At 71.8% G+C, this 16,906-nt stretch carries 10 protein-coding genes and 1 pseudogene; 5 read left to right on the top strand and 6 right to left on the bottom strand.

All coding sequences use genetic code 11. The features are described 5' to 3' along the window. The coding region (locus tag AB0I06_RS33345; protein WP_363122605.1) for an FG-GAP-like repeat-containing protein at positions 1-3,142 on the top strand (3,142 nt) is incomplete at its 5' end. Between the two features lie 42 nt (positions 3,143-3,184). Here AB0I06_RS33345 and AB0I06_RS33340 read toward each other — a convergent pair. The 3 genes from AB0I06_RS33340 to AB0I06_RS33330 all read right to left on the bottom strand — a co-directional run bounded on the left by AB0I06_RS33340 (position 3,185) and on the right by AB0I06_RS33330 (position 6,277). Continuing rightward, positions 3,185-4,096: a biosynthetic peptidoglycan transglycosylase gene (locus tag AB0I06_RS33340; RefSeq protein ID WP_363122604.1), complete on the bottom strand. Its 912-nt coding sequence runs from the start codon at positions 4,094-4,096 to the stop codon at positions 3,185-3,187. A 148-nt stretch (positions 4,097-4,244) separates the two neighbouring features. Continuing rightward, positions 4,245-5,357 (bottom strand): ABC transporter substrate-binding protein, encoded by a 1,113-nt coding sequence (locus tag AB0I06_RS33335; RefSeq protein ID WP_363122603.1) that lies wholly within the window; start codon positions 5,355-5,357, stop codon positions 4,245-4,247. A gap of 77 nt (positions 5,358-5,434) precedes the next feature. Then, positions 5,435-6,277, bottom strand: coding sequence for a methyltransferase domain-containing protein (locus AB0I06_RS33330; RefSeq protein WP_363122602.1), 843 nt, complete (start codon positions 6,275-6,277; stop codon positions 5,435-5,437). 147 nt (positions 6,278-6,424) lie between these two features. Between AB0I06_RS33330 and AB0I06_RS33325 the strand changes: the two genes are divergently transcribed. Then, on the top strand, positions 6,425-7,009 hold the full coding sequence (locus AB0I06_RS33325) for a TetR/AcrR family transcriptional regulator (protein WP_363122601.1): 585 nt from the start codon (positions 6,425-6,427) through the stop codon (positions 7,007-7,009). Positions 7,010-7,056: 47 nt separating this feature from the next. Here the strand turns inward: AB0I06_RS33325 and AB0I06_RS33320 are convergent, their stop codons facing one another. Continuing rightward, positions 7,057-7,386 (bottom strand): helix-turn-helix domain-containing protein, encoded by a 330-nt coding sequence (locus tag AB0I06_RS33320; RefSeq protein ID WP_363122600.1) that lies wholly within the window; start codon positions 7,384-7,386, stop codon positions 7,057-7,059. A 109-nt stretch (positions 7,387-7,495) separates the two neighbouring features. Here AB0I06_RS33320 and AB0I06_RS33315 point away from each other — a divergent pair, with 109 nt between their 5' ends. The 3 genes from AB0I06_RS33315 (at position 7,496) to AB0I06_RS33305 (ending at position 14,921) form a co-directional block, all read left to right on the top strand. Then, positions 7,496-7,900 carry an STAS domain-containing protein gene (locus AB0I06_RS33315; RefSeq protein ID WP_363122599.1) on the top strand — a complete coding sequence of 135 codons (405 nt, stop codon included), beginning with the start codon at positions 7,496-7,498 and terminating at the stop codon, positions 7,898-7,900. Positions 7,901-8,206: 306 nt separating this feature from the next. Continuing rightward, entirely contained in the window at positions 8,207-12,202 is a 3,996-nt protein-coding gene (locus AB0I06_RS33310) for a HAMP domain-containing protein (RefSeq protein WP_363122598.1), read from the top strand. 103 nt (positions 12,203-12,305) lie between these two features. Continuing rightward, the gene (locus tag AB0I06_RS33305; protein ID WP_363122608.1) at positions 12,306-14,921 is read left to right on the top strand and encodes a SpoIIE family protein phosphatase; all 2,616 of its coding nucleotides are present in this window, start codon (positions 12,306-12,308) and stop codon (positions 14,919-14,921) included. Positions 14,922-15,007: 86 nt separating this feature from the next. On the opposite strand, the gene AB0I06_RS33300 is transcribed toward AB0I06_RS33305, so the two are convergent. Continuing rightward, positions 15,008-16,684, bottom strand: coding sequence for an NAD-dependent malic enzyme (locus tag AB0I06_RS33300; protein WP_363122597.1), 1,677 nt, complete (start codon positions 16,682-16,684; stop codon positions 15,008-15,010). 81 nt (positions 16,685-16,765) lie between these two features. Next, positions 16,766-16,891 (bottom strand): annotated as a pseudogene (locus tag AB0I06_RS33295) (hydrogenase expression/formation protein HypE); the annotation flags it as partial. Positions 16,892-16,906: the final 15 nt, after the last annotated feature.

Here is a 16,906-nt window from a genome sequence, read left to right as displayed (position 1 = left end):
CGCGCCGCAACCGACGCAGACGGCCGGTGAGTTCGTGCTGCCCGCCGCTCCACGGGCCGTTCCCCGGGCCACGCAGATCCTCAATGCGGGGAACAGCGGGTTCCTTTGGGCACAGGAGGGCGACGACCGGCTCCTGTGGACCGAGTACGCCACCGGCACCACGACCGCGCTGGAGCAGCGGCTGGACGTCCCGGTGCCGTACGACATCGACAGCGGCTACTTCCGTGAGGCCGCGTCCTTCCAGCCGGGCTACTACGGGGACGGTTCCGACACGGTCGCCCTCTACTCCGAGGAGGACGCGCGGGTCACTCTGCTCCGGGGCGCGGGAACCTCGGGCGGCACCGCCGTGGTGCCGGTGCCGGAGGGCCACACCTACCGCGGCACCTTCGGCGACACCGTTCTCACCAGCACCAGCGGCGTCGACGGCAACCCGAACGCCTACCAGCTGGCGCGCGTGCGGGACGGGGGCGACGTCGTACGGACGCCCGTGCAGGGCCTGCCGGCCGGGGCGTCCGACGTGGTGGTCGAGGACGGCGACGCGCGGTCCGTCATCGTCCGCTACGACCTCGCCGACGGCGAGGGGACCCAGCGGCACTGGGGCGTCATCGAGCTCTCCCTCGGTGTTTTCGGCTACCTGCCCGACCGGGTCGAGGGCGGGGACGCCTGGGAGGTGAGCGGCTTCCGGCTGGGCACCCGCTCGATCCTGCGACTGCGTGCCGGACGCGGCAAGGCGGACCTGTACGACCGGGACAAGACGTCCACCGCGCCCCGTACCTTCGACACGGGCTCCCTGACCTACCAGGCCGCGTACGGGATCGTCGGAGACAAGCTCCTCGGCCTCGAACCGGTGGCACCCGGCGACAACAAGTACCGGGGCCAGCCGCTGTGGGCCCTCTCCTCCCGTACCACGGGCACCGACATGACCAAGGTCATGGACCCGGCCGCGCACGGACTCGTTCAGGCACCGGACGGCTCGGTCCTGGTGGCGGGCGCCGCGCAAAACGTCGAGCAGGGTGACCTCGACTGGGGTGTGTACCAGGTCTACCGGGCGGGCGACGGAACGGTCATGCGCAAGCGTCTGACCGCCGTGCAGCCGATGCCGGCGCAGGTCGACGGCCTCTCGCTCGGCAGCGGCATCCTCACCACGGCCGACAACAGCACGCTGTACGAACCCGGCACGATCATCGGCGCCTACCGCAGTACCTGGTTCGCGACGAGCGGCACCCCGAGCGTCGCCAAGGCGACCGTGGACGGACTGGTCGGCGGGTGGGAAGGCGACTGCGACGCCGGTGCCGGCCACTGCCTGGCGATGTTCGCCGACGGCACCGGCCGCCACGGCCGCCGCAACGCCACCGAGTCCGGTCTGACCATGCTGCGCGCCAACGGCGCCAAGGACTGGGGCCCGACCCTCGACACGGGCGACTCCACCCCGCAGCTCAAGAGCCTCTCCGGGCGCTACGCGGTCGTCGACGGCGCCTCCTCCGGCACGCAGTACATCGGGGAGTTCGCCGACGGTGCCGCCGGCAAGGTGCTGCACAAGCGGGACCGGGTCGCCGCCGCGGTCTGGGGCGACACGCTGTGGAGCGGCGCTGCCACGGGAGGGAAGGTCACGGCCACCGAACTCCCGTCGGGTACGGCCGTGGAGTCCTTCACCACCCGCAACGGCTGTACTCCGTCCGACCTCCAGGCCGTCGGCCGCTGGGTGTACTGGACCTGTGTCGACCACTGGGGCGACGTGCAGGGCTCGGGCGTCTACGACCGTACGGCCAAGCGGACCGCCACCGCCCCGGAGGGCCGGGTCCTCCTCGGTGACGGTTATCTCGTCGAGCGCGTCGGCGGCTCCCAGTCGGGCAGCGGGCTGAAGCTCATCGACCTGCACAACGGGCTTCCGTCGAGCGGCGATCACACGGAGCTGCCCAGCCGCAAGCCGGCCGACTGGACCGACATCGGCCAGGACCAGCTCAGGGCCGGCCTCAACTGGACGGTGGACCGTTTCGGCGGCGGCGTCGCCTATGCCGACCGCGAGCAGCGCGTCCACCTCGTGCCGGCCGGCGTTCCCACGTCGGCGCTGTCGGCCATCGATTCCACGGTCACGTCAGGGGCGGCGAGCTGGTCCGGCAGCTGGTGGCTGTCGAAGCCCGCCGCCGCCTGGAAGGTGACGGTCCGCAACAAGGCGTCCGGTGCCACCGTACGGACCCTGTCCGGCTCCGAGGCCCGCGGTCTGCTGAAGGCTGCCTGGGACGGCAAGGACGCCACGGGCCGCCCGGTCACCAACGGCACCTACACCTGGACGCTCACCGCCCAGCCCGCCGACGGCCAGGGCACCGCCCTCGGCCTCTCCGGCAGTGTCGCGGTGACGGCCGGGGCTGCGGCGCCCCGCGACCACGCGGGCAACGACGGCGTCGGCGACATCCTCACCCTCAATGCCTCGGGCGCCCTCACCATCCAGCGCGGTACCGGGTCGGGCACGCTGTCCGGCAAGGTCTCCGGCGCCGGATGGCCCACCACCTCCAGGTTCGTGCCGTTCGGCGACCTCAGCGGCGACCGCTGCAACGACGTCCTGGTCCGGCCGAGCAGCGGCGCCCTGCGCGCCTACCGCCCGGCGTGCGGAGCCGCGGTGACGCCCTCGACGCCGTACACCACCCTCTCCGCCTCCGGCTGGACCCAGTACGACGTGCTGACCACGCCCGGCGACGTGAGCGGTGACGGCCGCCCCGACCTGATCGCCCGCAACGCCTCGACCGGCACGGTCTACCTGTACAAGGGCACCGGTACGGGCACGCTGTCGACGCGCGTGAAGCTGTACGACGACTGGAAGTCGTACAAGAAGGTCGTCGGGGCCGGTGACCTCGACGGCGACGGCATCGGCGACCTGCTCGCCCAGGACAAGTCCAACAACCTGTACCGGTACGCGGGTACCGGCAGCGGCACGTTCAAGGCGCGCGTGAAGGTGTTCTCGAACTGGGGCGCCTCCTACAACGCTGTTGTCGCGGTCGGTGACATCACCGGCGACGGCAGGACGGACCTCCTCTCGCGCGACACAGGTGGCGACCTGTACCGCAACAGCGGTGACGGCAAGGGGTCGTTCAGCGGCCGCACGAAGATCGCGACGGGCTGGCAGGGGTACAAGGCCGTCATGTAGGGGACGACGTCGCTCTCCTGACCACCGCCGGCCGGCCCGGCGTCAGACGCCCAACGGCGCGGCGGAGAAGGCCTCCACCTGGCGTGGGGTGAGGTCGCCGACGGCCTCCAGGCGGCGCAGCACCTCGGCGCGGCGCTGCTCGGCCAGAGCGGGGTGGTGGAGGGGATCGTAGGCGGAGGGCGCCTGGACGAGGCCGACGACGAGCGCGGCCTGGGGCCAGTCCAGCTGGGCGGGGCTCTTCCCGAAGTACCCGTGCGCGGCCGCGTCCAGGCCGTAGTAGCCCTGGCCGAAATACGCGGTGGACAGGTACATCCGCAGGATCTCGCTCTTGGGGTAGGCGTGAGCGAGCTTGACGGCCAGCGCGACCTGTTCCAGCTGGTCGCGGCGGGTGCGCTGACCGTCCGTGTAGAGCATCTTCGCGAGTTGCTGCTCGATGGTGGCCCCTCCGCCGTCGCCCCCGTCGCCCCGCGCCCACTCCACCAGCGCGCGCAGCACGCCGACCGGGTCGATGCCGGGGTTGTGCCAGAACCGGGCGTCCTCGGTGGCCACCAGCGCCGCGGCCACCTTCGGGGGCGTGGACGCACCGGTGTCATTCACTGCGTGGGCGGCGGCCTGCGCACGCACCCGGGTCTCGGCGTCGGCCACCCCGGGTGTGGCCGCCAGGAGGACACTTCCCACGGCCGCGAGCACCACGACGGCACCGAGGAAGAGGGCGCACACACGGGTGAGGAGACGGCGCAGCCACCAGGGCGGCGGGCGCCGGCGTACGAGCCGGTCGAGTGCGAACGCGCTGCCGGTGGCGACGGCGAAGACGGCCAGGGTCGCGGCGACGTCGACACCGTAGCGGCAGACGGAACGGACGACATCGAAGAGCACCGCGGCCCCGGCACCGAAAACGGCGGCGGCAGCCCGGCCGCCCGGTCCGGTGCGATCGACGCGAGATACGGCAGCCATCATGCTCGAACGCCTCCCGTGGACCCACCCTGAATCCCCATTAGGCACCCTGGACGTGAAAGTGTCATAAGGCCTCGGTAGGAATTCATGCGGGACCCGGCTCCCTCGACGGGGCCGGTCACCGGAGAAACCCGGAAGTCCCCGCCTCTCAACCGGTGTACAGGACCCGGAAGCGGTCGGGTGCCGCCGGATCCCGGTCGACGACCTGGATCGGCGCGTCGGCCCACTGCCACACGCCGGTGTCCGGCACGCGGGAGAACCGGATCCGTCCGCGGGTGCCTTCGACCGTGACGTGCGGCCATGCCGCGGCGATGCGTGCCCGGTCCGTGCCGTTTGACCGCAGCAACGCGGCGAGCACGGTGAGGGTGTCGTAGCCCTCGAAGGCGACGAAGGAGGGCGCTCCGGCCAGGCGCCGGCGCAAGTCCGTCTCGACTCGGATGCCCAGGGGGCCGAGACGCCCGGGCAGGTACCGCAGGAACGGGATCGCGGCGCCGTCGTCGCCCAGCAGGCGAGCCCATGCGGCGAACTCCGGCTGTCCGGCCGGAGCGCCGATCAGGACCTCGGCGAGGCGCCGGTCGCTGCGGACGGACCTGACGATCGACACCGCGGGCTCCGGGTTGCCCACCAGCAACAGGAGTGTCGTAGCGCGGCTGTCCGCCACCGCGTCGCACAGGGCCGCGGGGGCGAGGGCACGGGCGTCGAGTTCGATGACACTGCCCCCGCGTGGAACGACGTACTCCCGGAGGATGTGAGTCCCGGACGCCCAGTAGACACTCGGCTCGGCGGCCACGGCGATCCGGGAGCGGCCCGCGCCGAGGAGGAAGTCGGCGTAGGCGCGCCAGCCGCGGGACTGCGGCGGGGACAGCCGCGCGACCCGGGCGGTCGGTTCTTCGGTGAGCGCGTCGAGTACCGCCGACGAACACAGGAAGGGCAGCCCGAGCGCGTCGGCCGTCGTGGCGGCGGCGCGGGCGACGACGCTGTGGTACTCGCCCGCCAGGGCGGCCACACCCAGGCGGGCGAGCTCCTCGACGGCCGCCCTGGCCTTCTCCGGATCGGCGGCGGTGTCCCGGACCAGCAGTTCGAGTGGCCTGCCGACGATCCCCCCGGCGTCGTTGACATCGCGGACGGCCAGCTCGAGGCCTGTGAGCAGCTGGTGGCCCGCCTCGGCCCAGCCGGGCCGGGTCAGCGGAGCGAGAACTCCGACCCGGACGGGCGGTCCGTCGGTCCGACGCCCTTCGGGCGGCGATGGTGGCGTACTCATGCGCAGGCCTCTCCCGTACGGCGACGAGGGTCGCTCTTCATCGAGCAACCGATTATCGGCCCGGCGATGTGACGGGTTCAGCCGTCCGCTGTGACCAGCCATGCCGTGCTGCGCAGCCGCACCGTGCCGTCCGCTGCCACATGGTCGCGCAGATGGTCCGTCAGGGTGCGTCGGGCGCCGGCCCGCGCGGTGGCGTCGGCCTGTTCCATCAGGTGCCGGCCGGGGCCCGTGCCCAGCAGGAAGTCCGCCGCGTCCTGGGCGTCCTGTCCCCACACCCCGTCGCTGTGCACCTGGTCGAGGCCGATGCCGGTGAAGCCGGCCGCGCCGAGGACGTCATGGACCCGCTCGGGAGCGGCCAGGGAGAACATGCCGGGCAGCCCCGGCTTCCCGAAGTCACCCACCGGCAGCACGCCGCGCAGGGACGCCATCGCCGTCACCCAGCCGTTGAGGCCGGCCTCGGCCGGGCAGACGAACGCCAGGCGCCCGCCGGGCCGCAGGGCATGGTGGACATTGCGGAAGGCCGCCACGGGGTCGGCGTAGAACATCACCCCGAAGCGGCTGATCGCCGCGTCGAAGCCCCCCGGCTCGAAGGGGTGCACCTGGGCGTCGCCCCGGGCGAAGGAGATGTTGGTGATCCCCTCACGTTCCGCGCGGGACCGCCCCGCGGCCAGCATCGGAGCGGAGAGGTCGAGACCCAGCGCGTGCCCGCGGGGCGCCCGCAGCGCGGCGAGGCGTGTGGTCTGCCCCGAGCCGCACCCGAGGTCGAGGACCCGGTCGGACGCGCTGATCCCGGCGGCGTTCAGCAGTGGCTCGTCGAAGCCTCCGTTCACGGCGTTCCAGCGGTCCTGGTGGCGTGCCCAATGGGCGCCCTCGGGACCGTTCCACGCCTGTTCCTGATCGATGTTGACGATGTCCGGCACGAGAGCCTCCTGCGGTGGGCGACAGAGAATGGGCGTGCGCCCATACGGTATGGGCGTGTGCCCATTCATGCAATCCCCGGTAGAATCCGGGGAGTCGGGCCTGTCGTGGTGAAGTCGGGGCCCGCCGGGTGAAGAGGAGAAGGAAGCGTGTCACCGCGTGGCGTGGCGACGCCGGACGTGCGCGAGCGGTTGTTCGCGGCCGCCGAGCGTGTCGTGGAGCAGGGCGGGCCGGGTGCCCTCACCAGTCGGGCCGTCACCGCCGAGGCGGGCTGCGCCAAAGGACTGCTGCACGCGCACTTCGCGGGGTTCGACGAGTTCGTGGCCGAGCTCTGCCTCGACCGGTTCGCGCGTACGGCGACTCAGGCGCGGGAACTGGCGCGGCTCGTCGGGCAGGGCGCGGTGGCGCGCAACGTCGAAGCGGTCGCCCTCGCGCTGTTCGACTCCGGCGGCCTGGCCCTCTCCGGTGTCGCCATGGCCCGTCCGGCGGCCGCTCTGCGGATCCGCGAGGCGCTGGAAGGCGGGGCGCCCGGCTTCACGGCGATCCAGGACGCCATCACCCGTTATCTGGCCGAAGAACAGAAGCTCGGCCGGGTGGCGAAGGCCCTGGTCCCGCACACCGTGGCCCTCGCCGTCGTCGGTACGGCGCACCACCTGCTGATGACCGGCTGGCCGGGCGCTCCCGACCCGCGGCCCGCCATGACCGCCCTGGTCGAGGCGCTGCTGGCGGGGTGAGGGCTCCGCTGCGCGTCAGGGGCGGAGCGAGAACCCCGCGGTGACGGTCACTGTGCGACCGGTTCCCTGGCGCGGTCGGTCTCGTCCTGCACCAGCAGGGAGAGCAGGGAAGCCACGGAGAGGCCGGCTTCGGCCGGGTGGCGGAGCACCTTGTCGGGCTCGATGCGGTACCTGTTCGTCCGTCCGTCCCTGGTGTGGGAGAGGTAACCGTCCTGCTCGAGATCGGCGATGATCCGTGCGACGGCACGTTCGGTGAGCCGGCAGCGGGCGGCGATCTCACGGATGCGGACGTTCGGGTTGTCGGCGATGACCGCCAGGACGCGAGCGTGGCTGGTGATGAACGTCCATCCGGTGTGGGGCTGGGGCACTCCTACCATGCGCAGCATTTTAGGGGCTCATCATTGCCGGAACGAAGATACGTGACATACTTTTCATGCAACACATGACGTGCTCCCTTCGGGGAGACTCACAGAAGGAGCCCCCAAGGTGCCCTGGGACGAAGCCGGCATGCCCGCGCTCACGCGCGACCTCGGCAGTGAGTCGCTGTCGGAACCGGCCGTCGCGCACGCTTCGGGCGGGGCTCTGGTGTCGCAGTACGAATGGCGCGGTGCCTGTGTCGTCACGGCCCGCGGCTCCTACGACATGGACACGATCACGCCGTTGGCCGACACACTGAAAGCCGCGGCCAAGGCGTATCCGAAGGTGATCGTCGAGGCCTCCGGCATCACCTTCGCGGACTCGACGCTTCTGAATCTGCTGATCCTCACCCACCGGTCGGGCACCCTGCGTGTGGTCGCGCCGTCACCGCAGCTGCGGCGGCTCTGCGAGATCACCGGTGTGGACGGGCTTCTGGCGATCAGGGAAACGGTCGACGACGCCGCCGCGTCCTGAGCTGTCTCCCACGCCGTACGCGCGGCGTGGCCGGAACGTCGCCTTCCTGGACGACACTCCCACCGGAGGTCCCCGCCAGGGTCGTGCCGGGTTGCTCGCAGGGGGCCCGGCGCCGTGGTTCGGCCGGGATGGCGGCTCCTGCTTTGTTCAGCGTTCGAAACGTGGGTTAACCTGCGGCGTATTTCCACATCACATACACATCCGTGACGGTGGGGGTACCTGCACGACAACCGGGCCGCCATCGGGTCCGGTGGGTTCCGAGTCCTCGCCTTCCGAGGGCTCTTGGGGAGCGGAACGAGGGTGCGCATGACCAGCGACAGCACTGGGGTTGTCGACGCGGTGCCGGGCGACCAGGAGCTGCGACGGCTGCTGGCCGGTCTGACCGCCGTACGCGACGGCGACTTCGGCACCCGCCTGCCGGACGACGCGGACGGCCTCATGGGCGACATCGCCAAGGTCTTCAACGGCATGGTGGACCAGCTCTCCGTCTTCACCTCCGAAGTGACCCGGGTGGCCCGCGAGGTCGGTACCGAAGGGACGCTCGGCGGTCAGGCGGAGGTGCCGGGCGTCTCGGGCACCTGGGCCGACCTCACCGACTCGGTCAACGCCATGGCGGGCAACCTGACCACGCAGGTCCGCGACATCGCGCAGGTGGCCACGGCCGTGGCCAAGGGCGACCTGTCCCAGAAGATCGACGTGCCCGCCCGCGGCGAGATCCTCCAGCTGAAGGAGACCGTCAACACGATGGTCGACCAGCTGTCGGCCTTCGCGGACGAGGTCACCCGTGTCGCCCGCGAGGTCGGCAGCGAGGGGCGCCTCGGCGGACAGGCCCAGGTGCCCGGGGTGGCCGGTGTCTGGCGCGACCTGACCGACTCCGTGAACCACATGGCGGGCAACCTCACCAGCCAGGTCCGCTCCATCGCCCAGGTGACCACCGCGGTCGCCGAGGGCGATCTCTCCCAGAAGATCACCGTGGACGCGCGCGGTGAGATCCTGGAGCTGAAGAGCACCATCAACACGATGGTCGACCAGCTGTCCGCGTTCGCCGACGAGGTCACCCGTGTCGCCCGCGAGGTCGGCACCGAAGGACGCCTCGGCGGACAGGCACAGGTGCGCGGAGTCTCCGGCACCTGGAAGGACCTCACCGACAACGTCAATGTCATGGCGTCCAACCTGACCGGTCAGGTCCGCTCCATCGCCCAGGTCGCCACCGCCGTGGCGCGCGGCGACCTGTCGCAGCGGATCACCGTGGAGGCCGCGGGCGAGGTCGCGGCGCTGGCCGAGGTCATCAACACGATGGTCGACACGCTGTCCGCCTTCGCCGACGAGGTCACCCGCGTCGCCCGCGAGGTCGGCACCGAGGGCCGCCTCGGGGGTCAGGCGCACGTGCCGAACGTCGCCGGCACCTGGAAGGACCTCACCGACAACGTCAACTCCATGGCCAACAACCTCACCGGCCAGGTGCGCAACATCGCGCTGGTGACGACCGCCGTGGCCAAGGGCGACCTGTCGAAGAAGATCGACGTGGACGCCCGCGGGGAGATCCTCGAACTCAAGACGACGATCAACACGATGGTCGACCAGCTGTCCGCGTTCGCCGACGAGGTCACCCGCGTCGCCCGCGAGGTCGGCACCGAGGGACGCCTCGGCGGACAGGCCGAGGTCGAAGGTGTCTCCGGCACCTGGAAGCGCCTGACGGAGAACGTCAACGAGCTGGCGGGCAACCTGACCCGGCAGGTCCGGGCCATCGCCGAGGTCACCAGCGCGGTCGCCGAGGGCGATCTGACCCGCTCGATCAACGTGGAGGCGTCCGGCGAGGTCGCCGAGCTCAAGGACAACATCAACTCGATGGTGGAGTCCCTGCGCGAGACCACCCGGGCCAACCAGGAGCAGGACTGGCTCAAGACCAACCTCGCCCGCATCTCGAGCCTGATGCAGGGCCACCGCGACCTGCCCGTGGTCGCCGAGCTGATCATGGACGAGCTGGTCCCGCTGGTGTCGGCCCAGTACGGCGCCTTCTACCTCGCCGAGGACGGTGACAACGGGCCCGAACTGCGGCTCGTCGGCTCCTACGGCTACCCGGAGGAGAGCAGCCGGCCCACCCGCATCGCCTTCGGCCGCACCCTGGTCGGCCAGGCCGCGCGCAGCCGGCGCACCATCATGGTGGACGAGCTGCCGGACGGCTACGTGACCATCTCCTCGGGCCTGGGCCAGGTGGTGCCGAGCGCGCTGGTGCTGCTGCCCATCGTCGTCGAGGGCCAGGTCCTCGGCGTCATCGAGCTGGCGTCGGTCACACCCTTCACCCAGATTCACCGGGACTTCCTCGCCCAGCTGATGGAGACCATCGGCGTCAACGTCAACACCATCGTGGCCAACGCCCGCACCGACGAGCTGCTGGTTGAGTCGCAGCGCCTCACGGTCGAACTCCAGGCCCGCTCCACCGAGTTGCAGGTGCAGCAGGAGGAACTCCAGCGCTCCAACGCGGAGCTGGAGGAGAAGGCCTCCCTGCTCGCGGCCCAGAACCGGGACATCGAGGCGAAGAACCTCCAGATCGAGCAGGCCCGCCAGGAACTGGAGACCCGCGCCCAGCAGCTGTCGCTGGCCTCGAAGTACAAGTCGGAGTTCCTGGCCAACATGAGCCACGAACTGCGTACCCCGCTCAACAGCCTGCTCATCCTCGCCCAGTTGCTGGCGCAGAACCCCTCCCGCAACCTCACGCCCAAGCAGGTCGAGTACGCGCAGATCATCCACTCCGCCGGTTCCGACCTGCTCCAGCTGATCAACGACATCCTCGACCTGTCGAAGGTCGAGGCCGGAAAGATGGACGTCAGCCCCGAGCGGGTGACGCTGCGCCAGCTCATCGAGTACGTCGAGGCCACCTTCCGGCCGATGACGACGCAGAAGAGCCTGGACTTCACGGTGACGACCGCCCCGGGCGCGCCCGTGGACGTGCTCACGGACGACTCCCGGCTGCGCCAGGTGCTGCGCAACCTCCTGTCGAACGCCGTGAAGTTCACCGAGCAGGGCGGCGTGGAACTGAGCATCGAGCCCGCGTCGGACGACGAGGTGCCCGAGGGCGTGGTCCGGGGAGCCGCCGTGGTGGCCTTCCGCGTCAAGGACACCGGCATCGGCATCCCCGAGCAGCACCTGGAGACGATCTTCGGCGCCTTCCAGCAGGCGGACGGCACCACGAGCCGCAAGTACGGAGGCACGGGCCTCGGCCTGTCCATCACCCGGGAGATCGCCCAACTGCTCGGCGGCGCCGTGTCGGTGGAGAGCGCGCCCGGCCAGGGGAGCACGTTCACGCTCTTCCTGCCGGTGGCCCGCCCCGACTTCGAGGAACTGCTCGGTCACGGCAGAACGCCGGAGCGCTCCTCGGCCGAGCCCCTGCCCCAGGGCGTGTCCGGCTCGGTGCCGGTGCCCCAGATCGGGCCCGGTCCCCGGCCGCGCCGCCTGCTCGTCGTGGAGGAGCGCTCGCGCGGTCTGCTGACCCTCGTCGCGGAGAGCGTGGTCGCCGACCTGACGCACGGCCGCACCGACGGCGCCCAGCGGCCCGCGGTCGACATCATCACCGCCGTCGGCGCCCAGGAGGCGGCCGGTGCGCTGGCGTCCGAGCCGTGCCACTGCGTCGTACTGGAACTGGGCATGCGCGACGGCGAGGCGTCCCGCTTCCTCCAGGCCCTGGAAGGCGACTCGGCGCTCACCAGCGTTCCGGTGCTGGTGCACAGCAGCCACCCCACGGACGGGCCCCTGGACGAGACGCTGCTGTCCCGCTCGGCGGGCGGCGCCCTGGAGCTGCTGTCCAGCCTCGACGAACTGCGTGAGCGCATCGCGCTGCACCTGTCCGCCGAGGAACCCGGGGACGTGCTGTCCCTCGTGCGGAGCGAGGGACAGCAGCAGCTGACCCCGCCCTCCGTCGACGACACGTCGGCCGGCCGTACCGTCCTCGTCGTCGACGACGACGCGCGCAACCTCTTCGCCCTGAGCGGGATCCTGGAGCTGCACGGCTTCCGCGTGCTGCACGCCGAGAACGGGCGCAGGGGCATCGAGACTCTGGTCAACAATCCCGACGTCGCACTGGTGCTGATGGACGTGATGATGCCGGAGATGGACGGCTACACCGCGACGGCCGAGATCCGCCGGATGCCGCAGTACGCCGAGCTGCCCATCATCGCCGTCACGGCGAAGGCGATGCCCGGGGACCGGGACAAGAGCCTCGCCTCGGGAGCCAGCGACTACGTCACCAAGCCCGTCGACACACGCGACCTCATCGCCTGCGTGCGACGCTGGCTGCCCGCATGAGCACACCGGCGCCCGGCCCGCACACCCGCGGGCGGGGCGCCTCGCAGCGCCCGCCGTACCGCGCCCCAGGGCGCTCCAGCCGAGGAGCTTCCACACCGTGAGCATGTCCGAGCAGCCGCGCGAACCGGGACAGGGCGGCGAGCCGAAGCCCGGCCCGGCCGCCGGTCCGGAGACGTCCCCGTCGGCGGTGCCGTCCGAAGCGCCGCCCCTGAGCGCCGACGAGGAGCCGAAGGCCCTCGAAGCGCAGGCGCCCGACGGGCAGGCCCCGAGTGCGGGAGCCGCCGACGGCGAGGCCCTCGGCGGGAGCGCCCCTGACGGCGTGGCAACGGCCTCCGGCGGGCCGTCGGCGTCCGGCGAGGACCAGCCGGCCGACCTCGACGAGCTCTCGCCCGCCACCCCGGTGGGCCGGCTCGCCGCCACCGTCGAACGGCTCAGCCGGGAAGTGCGGGCCGCCCAGGCCGAGGCCGAGGGCCGGGCCCTGATCGAGCTCGCCAAGGGTGTGCTGGTCGAGCGGCTGAAGTGCGGTCCGGCCCAAGCCGCGCGGCAACTCGCCCAGTTGGCCGAGCAGTCCCAGGTCACCCCCCTGGAATTCGCCGTCGACGTCATCAACCAGGCCGCCCGGGACCGGATGTCCGAGGTGACGGACGCCTTCCTGGCCGCCACCAAGGCCGCCGACGAAGCCGAGAGCGAGTCGGCCGCGGTACGCCTGCGCGCCGCCGAGAGCGGCGTGCTGGCGGCGGACGACACCCAGGCCGTGGCCGACGCCCTGCTGGAGCAGGCGCTGCGTCCCCTCGGCGCGGTGGCGGTGGCCGTATGGGCCGTGGGATCCGACGGTTCGCTCACCCTGGCGGGCAGCGCCGGTTTCTCACCGGCCGAGGCCGCGCGCTGGCGTTACGTCCCGCCGGACGTGGTGACCGTCGCACGGAGGGGCCTCATCGAGCGCGAGGGACAGTGGATCACCACCCTCGCCGCGACCGGACTGCCCACCATCGGGCTGCACCACCACCCGGACGGCGGCCGGGTCGCCCTGCCCGCCGGCACCGGAGGGCGCATCCACGGCGTCCTGGAGATCGCCTGGCCGGCGCCGCTGGAACCGCAGCCCCCGCAGATCGTCCGCCAGGTGGAGGCGCTGGCCGAACTGTGCGCGCACACCCTGGAGATGTACACGGCTCCCCAGGGAGCGGCCCAGGAGCCGCGCGTCCTGCCGGACGCCGCCGAGCTGATGGACCTCGCCGACGGACTGTACGACCCCGCCCTCGTCCTGGTGCCGCACCTGGACGCCGACGGCCACCTGGTGGACTTCCGCATCCAGCACGTCAACAGCCGCTTCATGGACCCCGCGGGCCGGCCGCGGGCGGTCGTGAACGGCGCGCTTCTCCTGGAGGCCTACCCGATGGCCGCCGGGGAGAGCGAGCTGTTCCAGCGCGTCGAGCGGGTCTACGCCACCGGTGAACCCTTCCGGGCCCGCCGGATGAACCTCACCGCCCTCGTCGACCAGGTCCCCCTGTCGGCGATCGCGGACATCAGCATCAGCCGCCACGGCATGTCGGTCCTCCTCATCTGGCGCATCGAGGACGAGACGGCACGCCTGGCGAGCCTGCTCCAGCACGCCCAACGGCTCGGCCGCATCGGCGGGTTCGAGGAGAACGTGCTCACGGGTGAGATCACCTGGAACGGACAGCTCTTCGACCTCTACGGCCGCCCGCAGACGAGCACCCCGATCGCCCTGGAGCAGCTGCCGGCCCATGCCCACCCGGACGACGGCGTCTCGATCCGCCGCTTCCTGCGCACGCTGCTGCACCACCGGCGTCCCGCGGCCGCGGCCTTCCGCTTGCAGCGGCCGGACGGGGTGACCCGGCACATCCGGATCGTCGCCGAGCCGGTGCTCGACACCGACGACCGGTTGCTCCTGATCCGCGGTGCCTACCAGGACATCTCGGCCCAGCACTGGACCGAGGTGGCGCTCGCGGCCACCCGCGACCAGCTGGCGCACACCGAGCAGCAGGCCACCGAACGCAACCGGCTGACCCTGCAGTTGCAGCACGCCATCATGCCCCCCACCCAGGCTCCGTTGCAGGTGTCCGGGCTCCAGGTGGCCGTCCGCTACCGGCCCGCAGAGACCGAGCAGCTGGTGGGCGGCGACTGGTACGACGCCGTCGTCCTGCCGTCCCGCAAGGTGCTGCTGTGCGTGGGGGACGTGGCCGGCCACGGCATCGAGGCCGCCACCAGCATGGTCGTCCTGCGCAACGCGCTGCGCGGCCTGGCGGTGACCGGCGCCGGTCCGGCCCAGTTGCTGTCGTGGCTCAACATCGTGGCGCACCATCTGACCGGTGCCGTCACCGCGACCGCGGTGTGCGGGCTGTACGACCCGGTGACGCGGACGCTGCGCTGGGCCCGGGCCGGTCACCTGCCTCCCGTGCTCGTCCGCGACACCGAAGCGGCCCCCCTGCCCTTGGTGAAGGGCCTGCTGCTGGGCGCCGTCCCCGAGGCCGTGTACGAGGAGACCGAGCTCCAACTGGCCCCCGAGGACACGCTGTTGATGTACACGGACGGTCTGGTCGAACGCCGTGACCGGCCGGTGGAGGAGTCGCTGACCCACCTCCTGACCACCGCCCGCTCGGCGCCCACCACTCTGGACCAGCAGTTGGACCGTCTCCTGACCTACAGCAAGTCGGACACCGACGACGACACGTGCATCGTGGGCATCCGGGTCGGCTGAGGGACGACCGACCGAGGACCGGTGCCCCCGGGGGCCGGCCGTCGCGTCGTTCGGCAGCGCGTCCCCGGCAGGACCGGGGCGGGCTCCTAGTCCTCGTACCGGGGCGTCCACTGTGCCCGGGCGACGGCCTCGCGCAGCTCGTCCTCCGTGGCCTGCGGCGCCACCCCGTCCTCGACGGCGGCCAGAGCGGCGGCCAGGGCGATCTCGCGGGCGGACTCCCGCATGCCGTTCAAGGGCGGCAGCAACGGCACCGGGCCGTCCTCGCCGTCCGCCGCCCGGACCGCGCACCGCGCGACGGCCCGGGCCGCGGCCACGAGCATGCGGTCGGTGACCCGGGTGGCCCGGCTCGCGGTCACCGCGAGGCCCATCGCCGGGAAGACGTACACGTTGTTCGACTGCGCCACCGGCACCTCGTGCCCGCCGACCGTCAGGGGCGGGAAGGGCGAACCGGTGGCGATCAGCGCCCGGCCGTCGGTCCAGCGGGTGAGGTCCGCGGGATCGGCCTCGGAGTGCGAGGTGGGGTTGGAGAGCGGGAAGACCACGGGCCGTTCACAGGTCGAGGCCATCTGCCGCACGATCTCCTCGGTGAACGCGCCGTGAGCCGTCGACAGCCCGATGAGCGCCGTCGGTTCGACACGGCGCACCACCTCGGCGAGGCCGGTGCCCTCCCAGTCCGCCACCTCGCTGTCGTCACGGGCGAACGCCCGCTGCTGCGGGGTCAGTTCGGAACGCGAGGACACCAGCAGGCCGTCGACGTCGAGGATCCAGAACCGTGCCGTGGCCTCGTCCTCGGACAGGCCCTCGTCGGCCATGGCCGTACGGATCATCTCGGCGACGCCGATGGCGGCCGACCCCGCGCCCAGGATCACCACACGCTGCTCGGGCAGCGGGGTGCCCGCCACGTCCGCCGCGGTGGACAGGGCACCCAGCGTGACGGCCGCCGTGCCCTGGATGTCGTCGTTGAAGGTCAGCAGCCGGTCGCGGTATCGGGAGAGAATCGGATGGGCGTGGGCGGTGGCGAAGTCCTCCCACTGGAGCAGCGTCCCGGGCAGCTCCGCCTCGACCGCCGAGACGAACGCCTCGATCATCTCGTCGTACTCGGCGCCGGTCAGCCGCCGGGCGCGGCGGCCCAGGTAGCGGGGGTTGTCGAGGAGCGTCTCGTTGTCGGTGCCGACGTCGAGCAGGATCGGCAGGGTGCGGGCGGGGTGGATGCCGCCGATCGCCGTGTAGAGACTGAGCTTGCCGATCGGGATGCCCATGCCGCCGACGCCCTGGTCGCCGAGGCCCAGGATGCGCTGCCCGTCGGTGACCACGATGACGTCCACGTCGTGGTCCCGGTGCGGGCGGTTGCGCAGGATGTCACGGAAGCGGTGCCGGTCCTCCCAGGTGAGGAAGAGACCGCGGGGCCGCCGGTAGATCTCGCTGAACCGCCGGCAGGCCTCACCCACCGTCGGTGTGTAGACGACGGGCAGCAGCTCCTCCAGGTACTCGGTGACCAGGCGGTAGAAGAGCACCTCGTTGGTGTCCTGGAGCTGCCGCAGGTAGATGTGCCGGTTGAGGGGCTTGTCGTAGCCGTGGAACGCCTCGTAGGCGCGGGCCACCTGTTCGTCCAGGGTCTCCACGGCGGGCGGCAGCAGCCCGTCGAGCCCTAGGTCCACGCGCTCGCGCCGGCTGAAGGCGGTGCCCTTGTTGACCAGCGGGTCGGCCAGGGTCGTGACGGCGGGGCTCGTGGTGGGGCGGGGGTGATGCGTGGGCTGGTCCATGACGTAACGCCTTCCCTGGACGCGCCGGTTCGTGCGGGTGACGTGTGCCATCCGGACGCACCGTCACGGTGACCACCGTCGCTCGTTCACGGTGCCGTTGACCGCGAGGTCGCCGAGGCTGCCGCCGGGGAAGAACAGCGGCCGCACCACATAGGAGTCGGTGGAGAAGGCCAGCCTCGCGCCGCCCAGTTCCAGGACGGCGGAGTCGGCGCACGGTGACGC

The sequence above is a fragment of the Streptomyces sp. NPDC050674 genome (assembly GCF_040654575.1).
Taxonomy (GTDB): Bacteria; Actinomycetota; Actinomycetes; order Streptomycetales; family Streptomycetaceae; genus Streptomyces.
The sequence above is the reverse complement of the archived record's forward strand: the minus strand, read 5'-3'. Positions and strand labels throughout refer to the sequence as shown.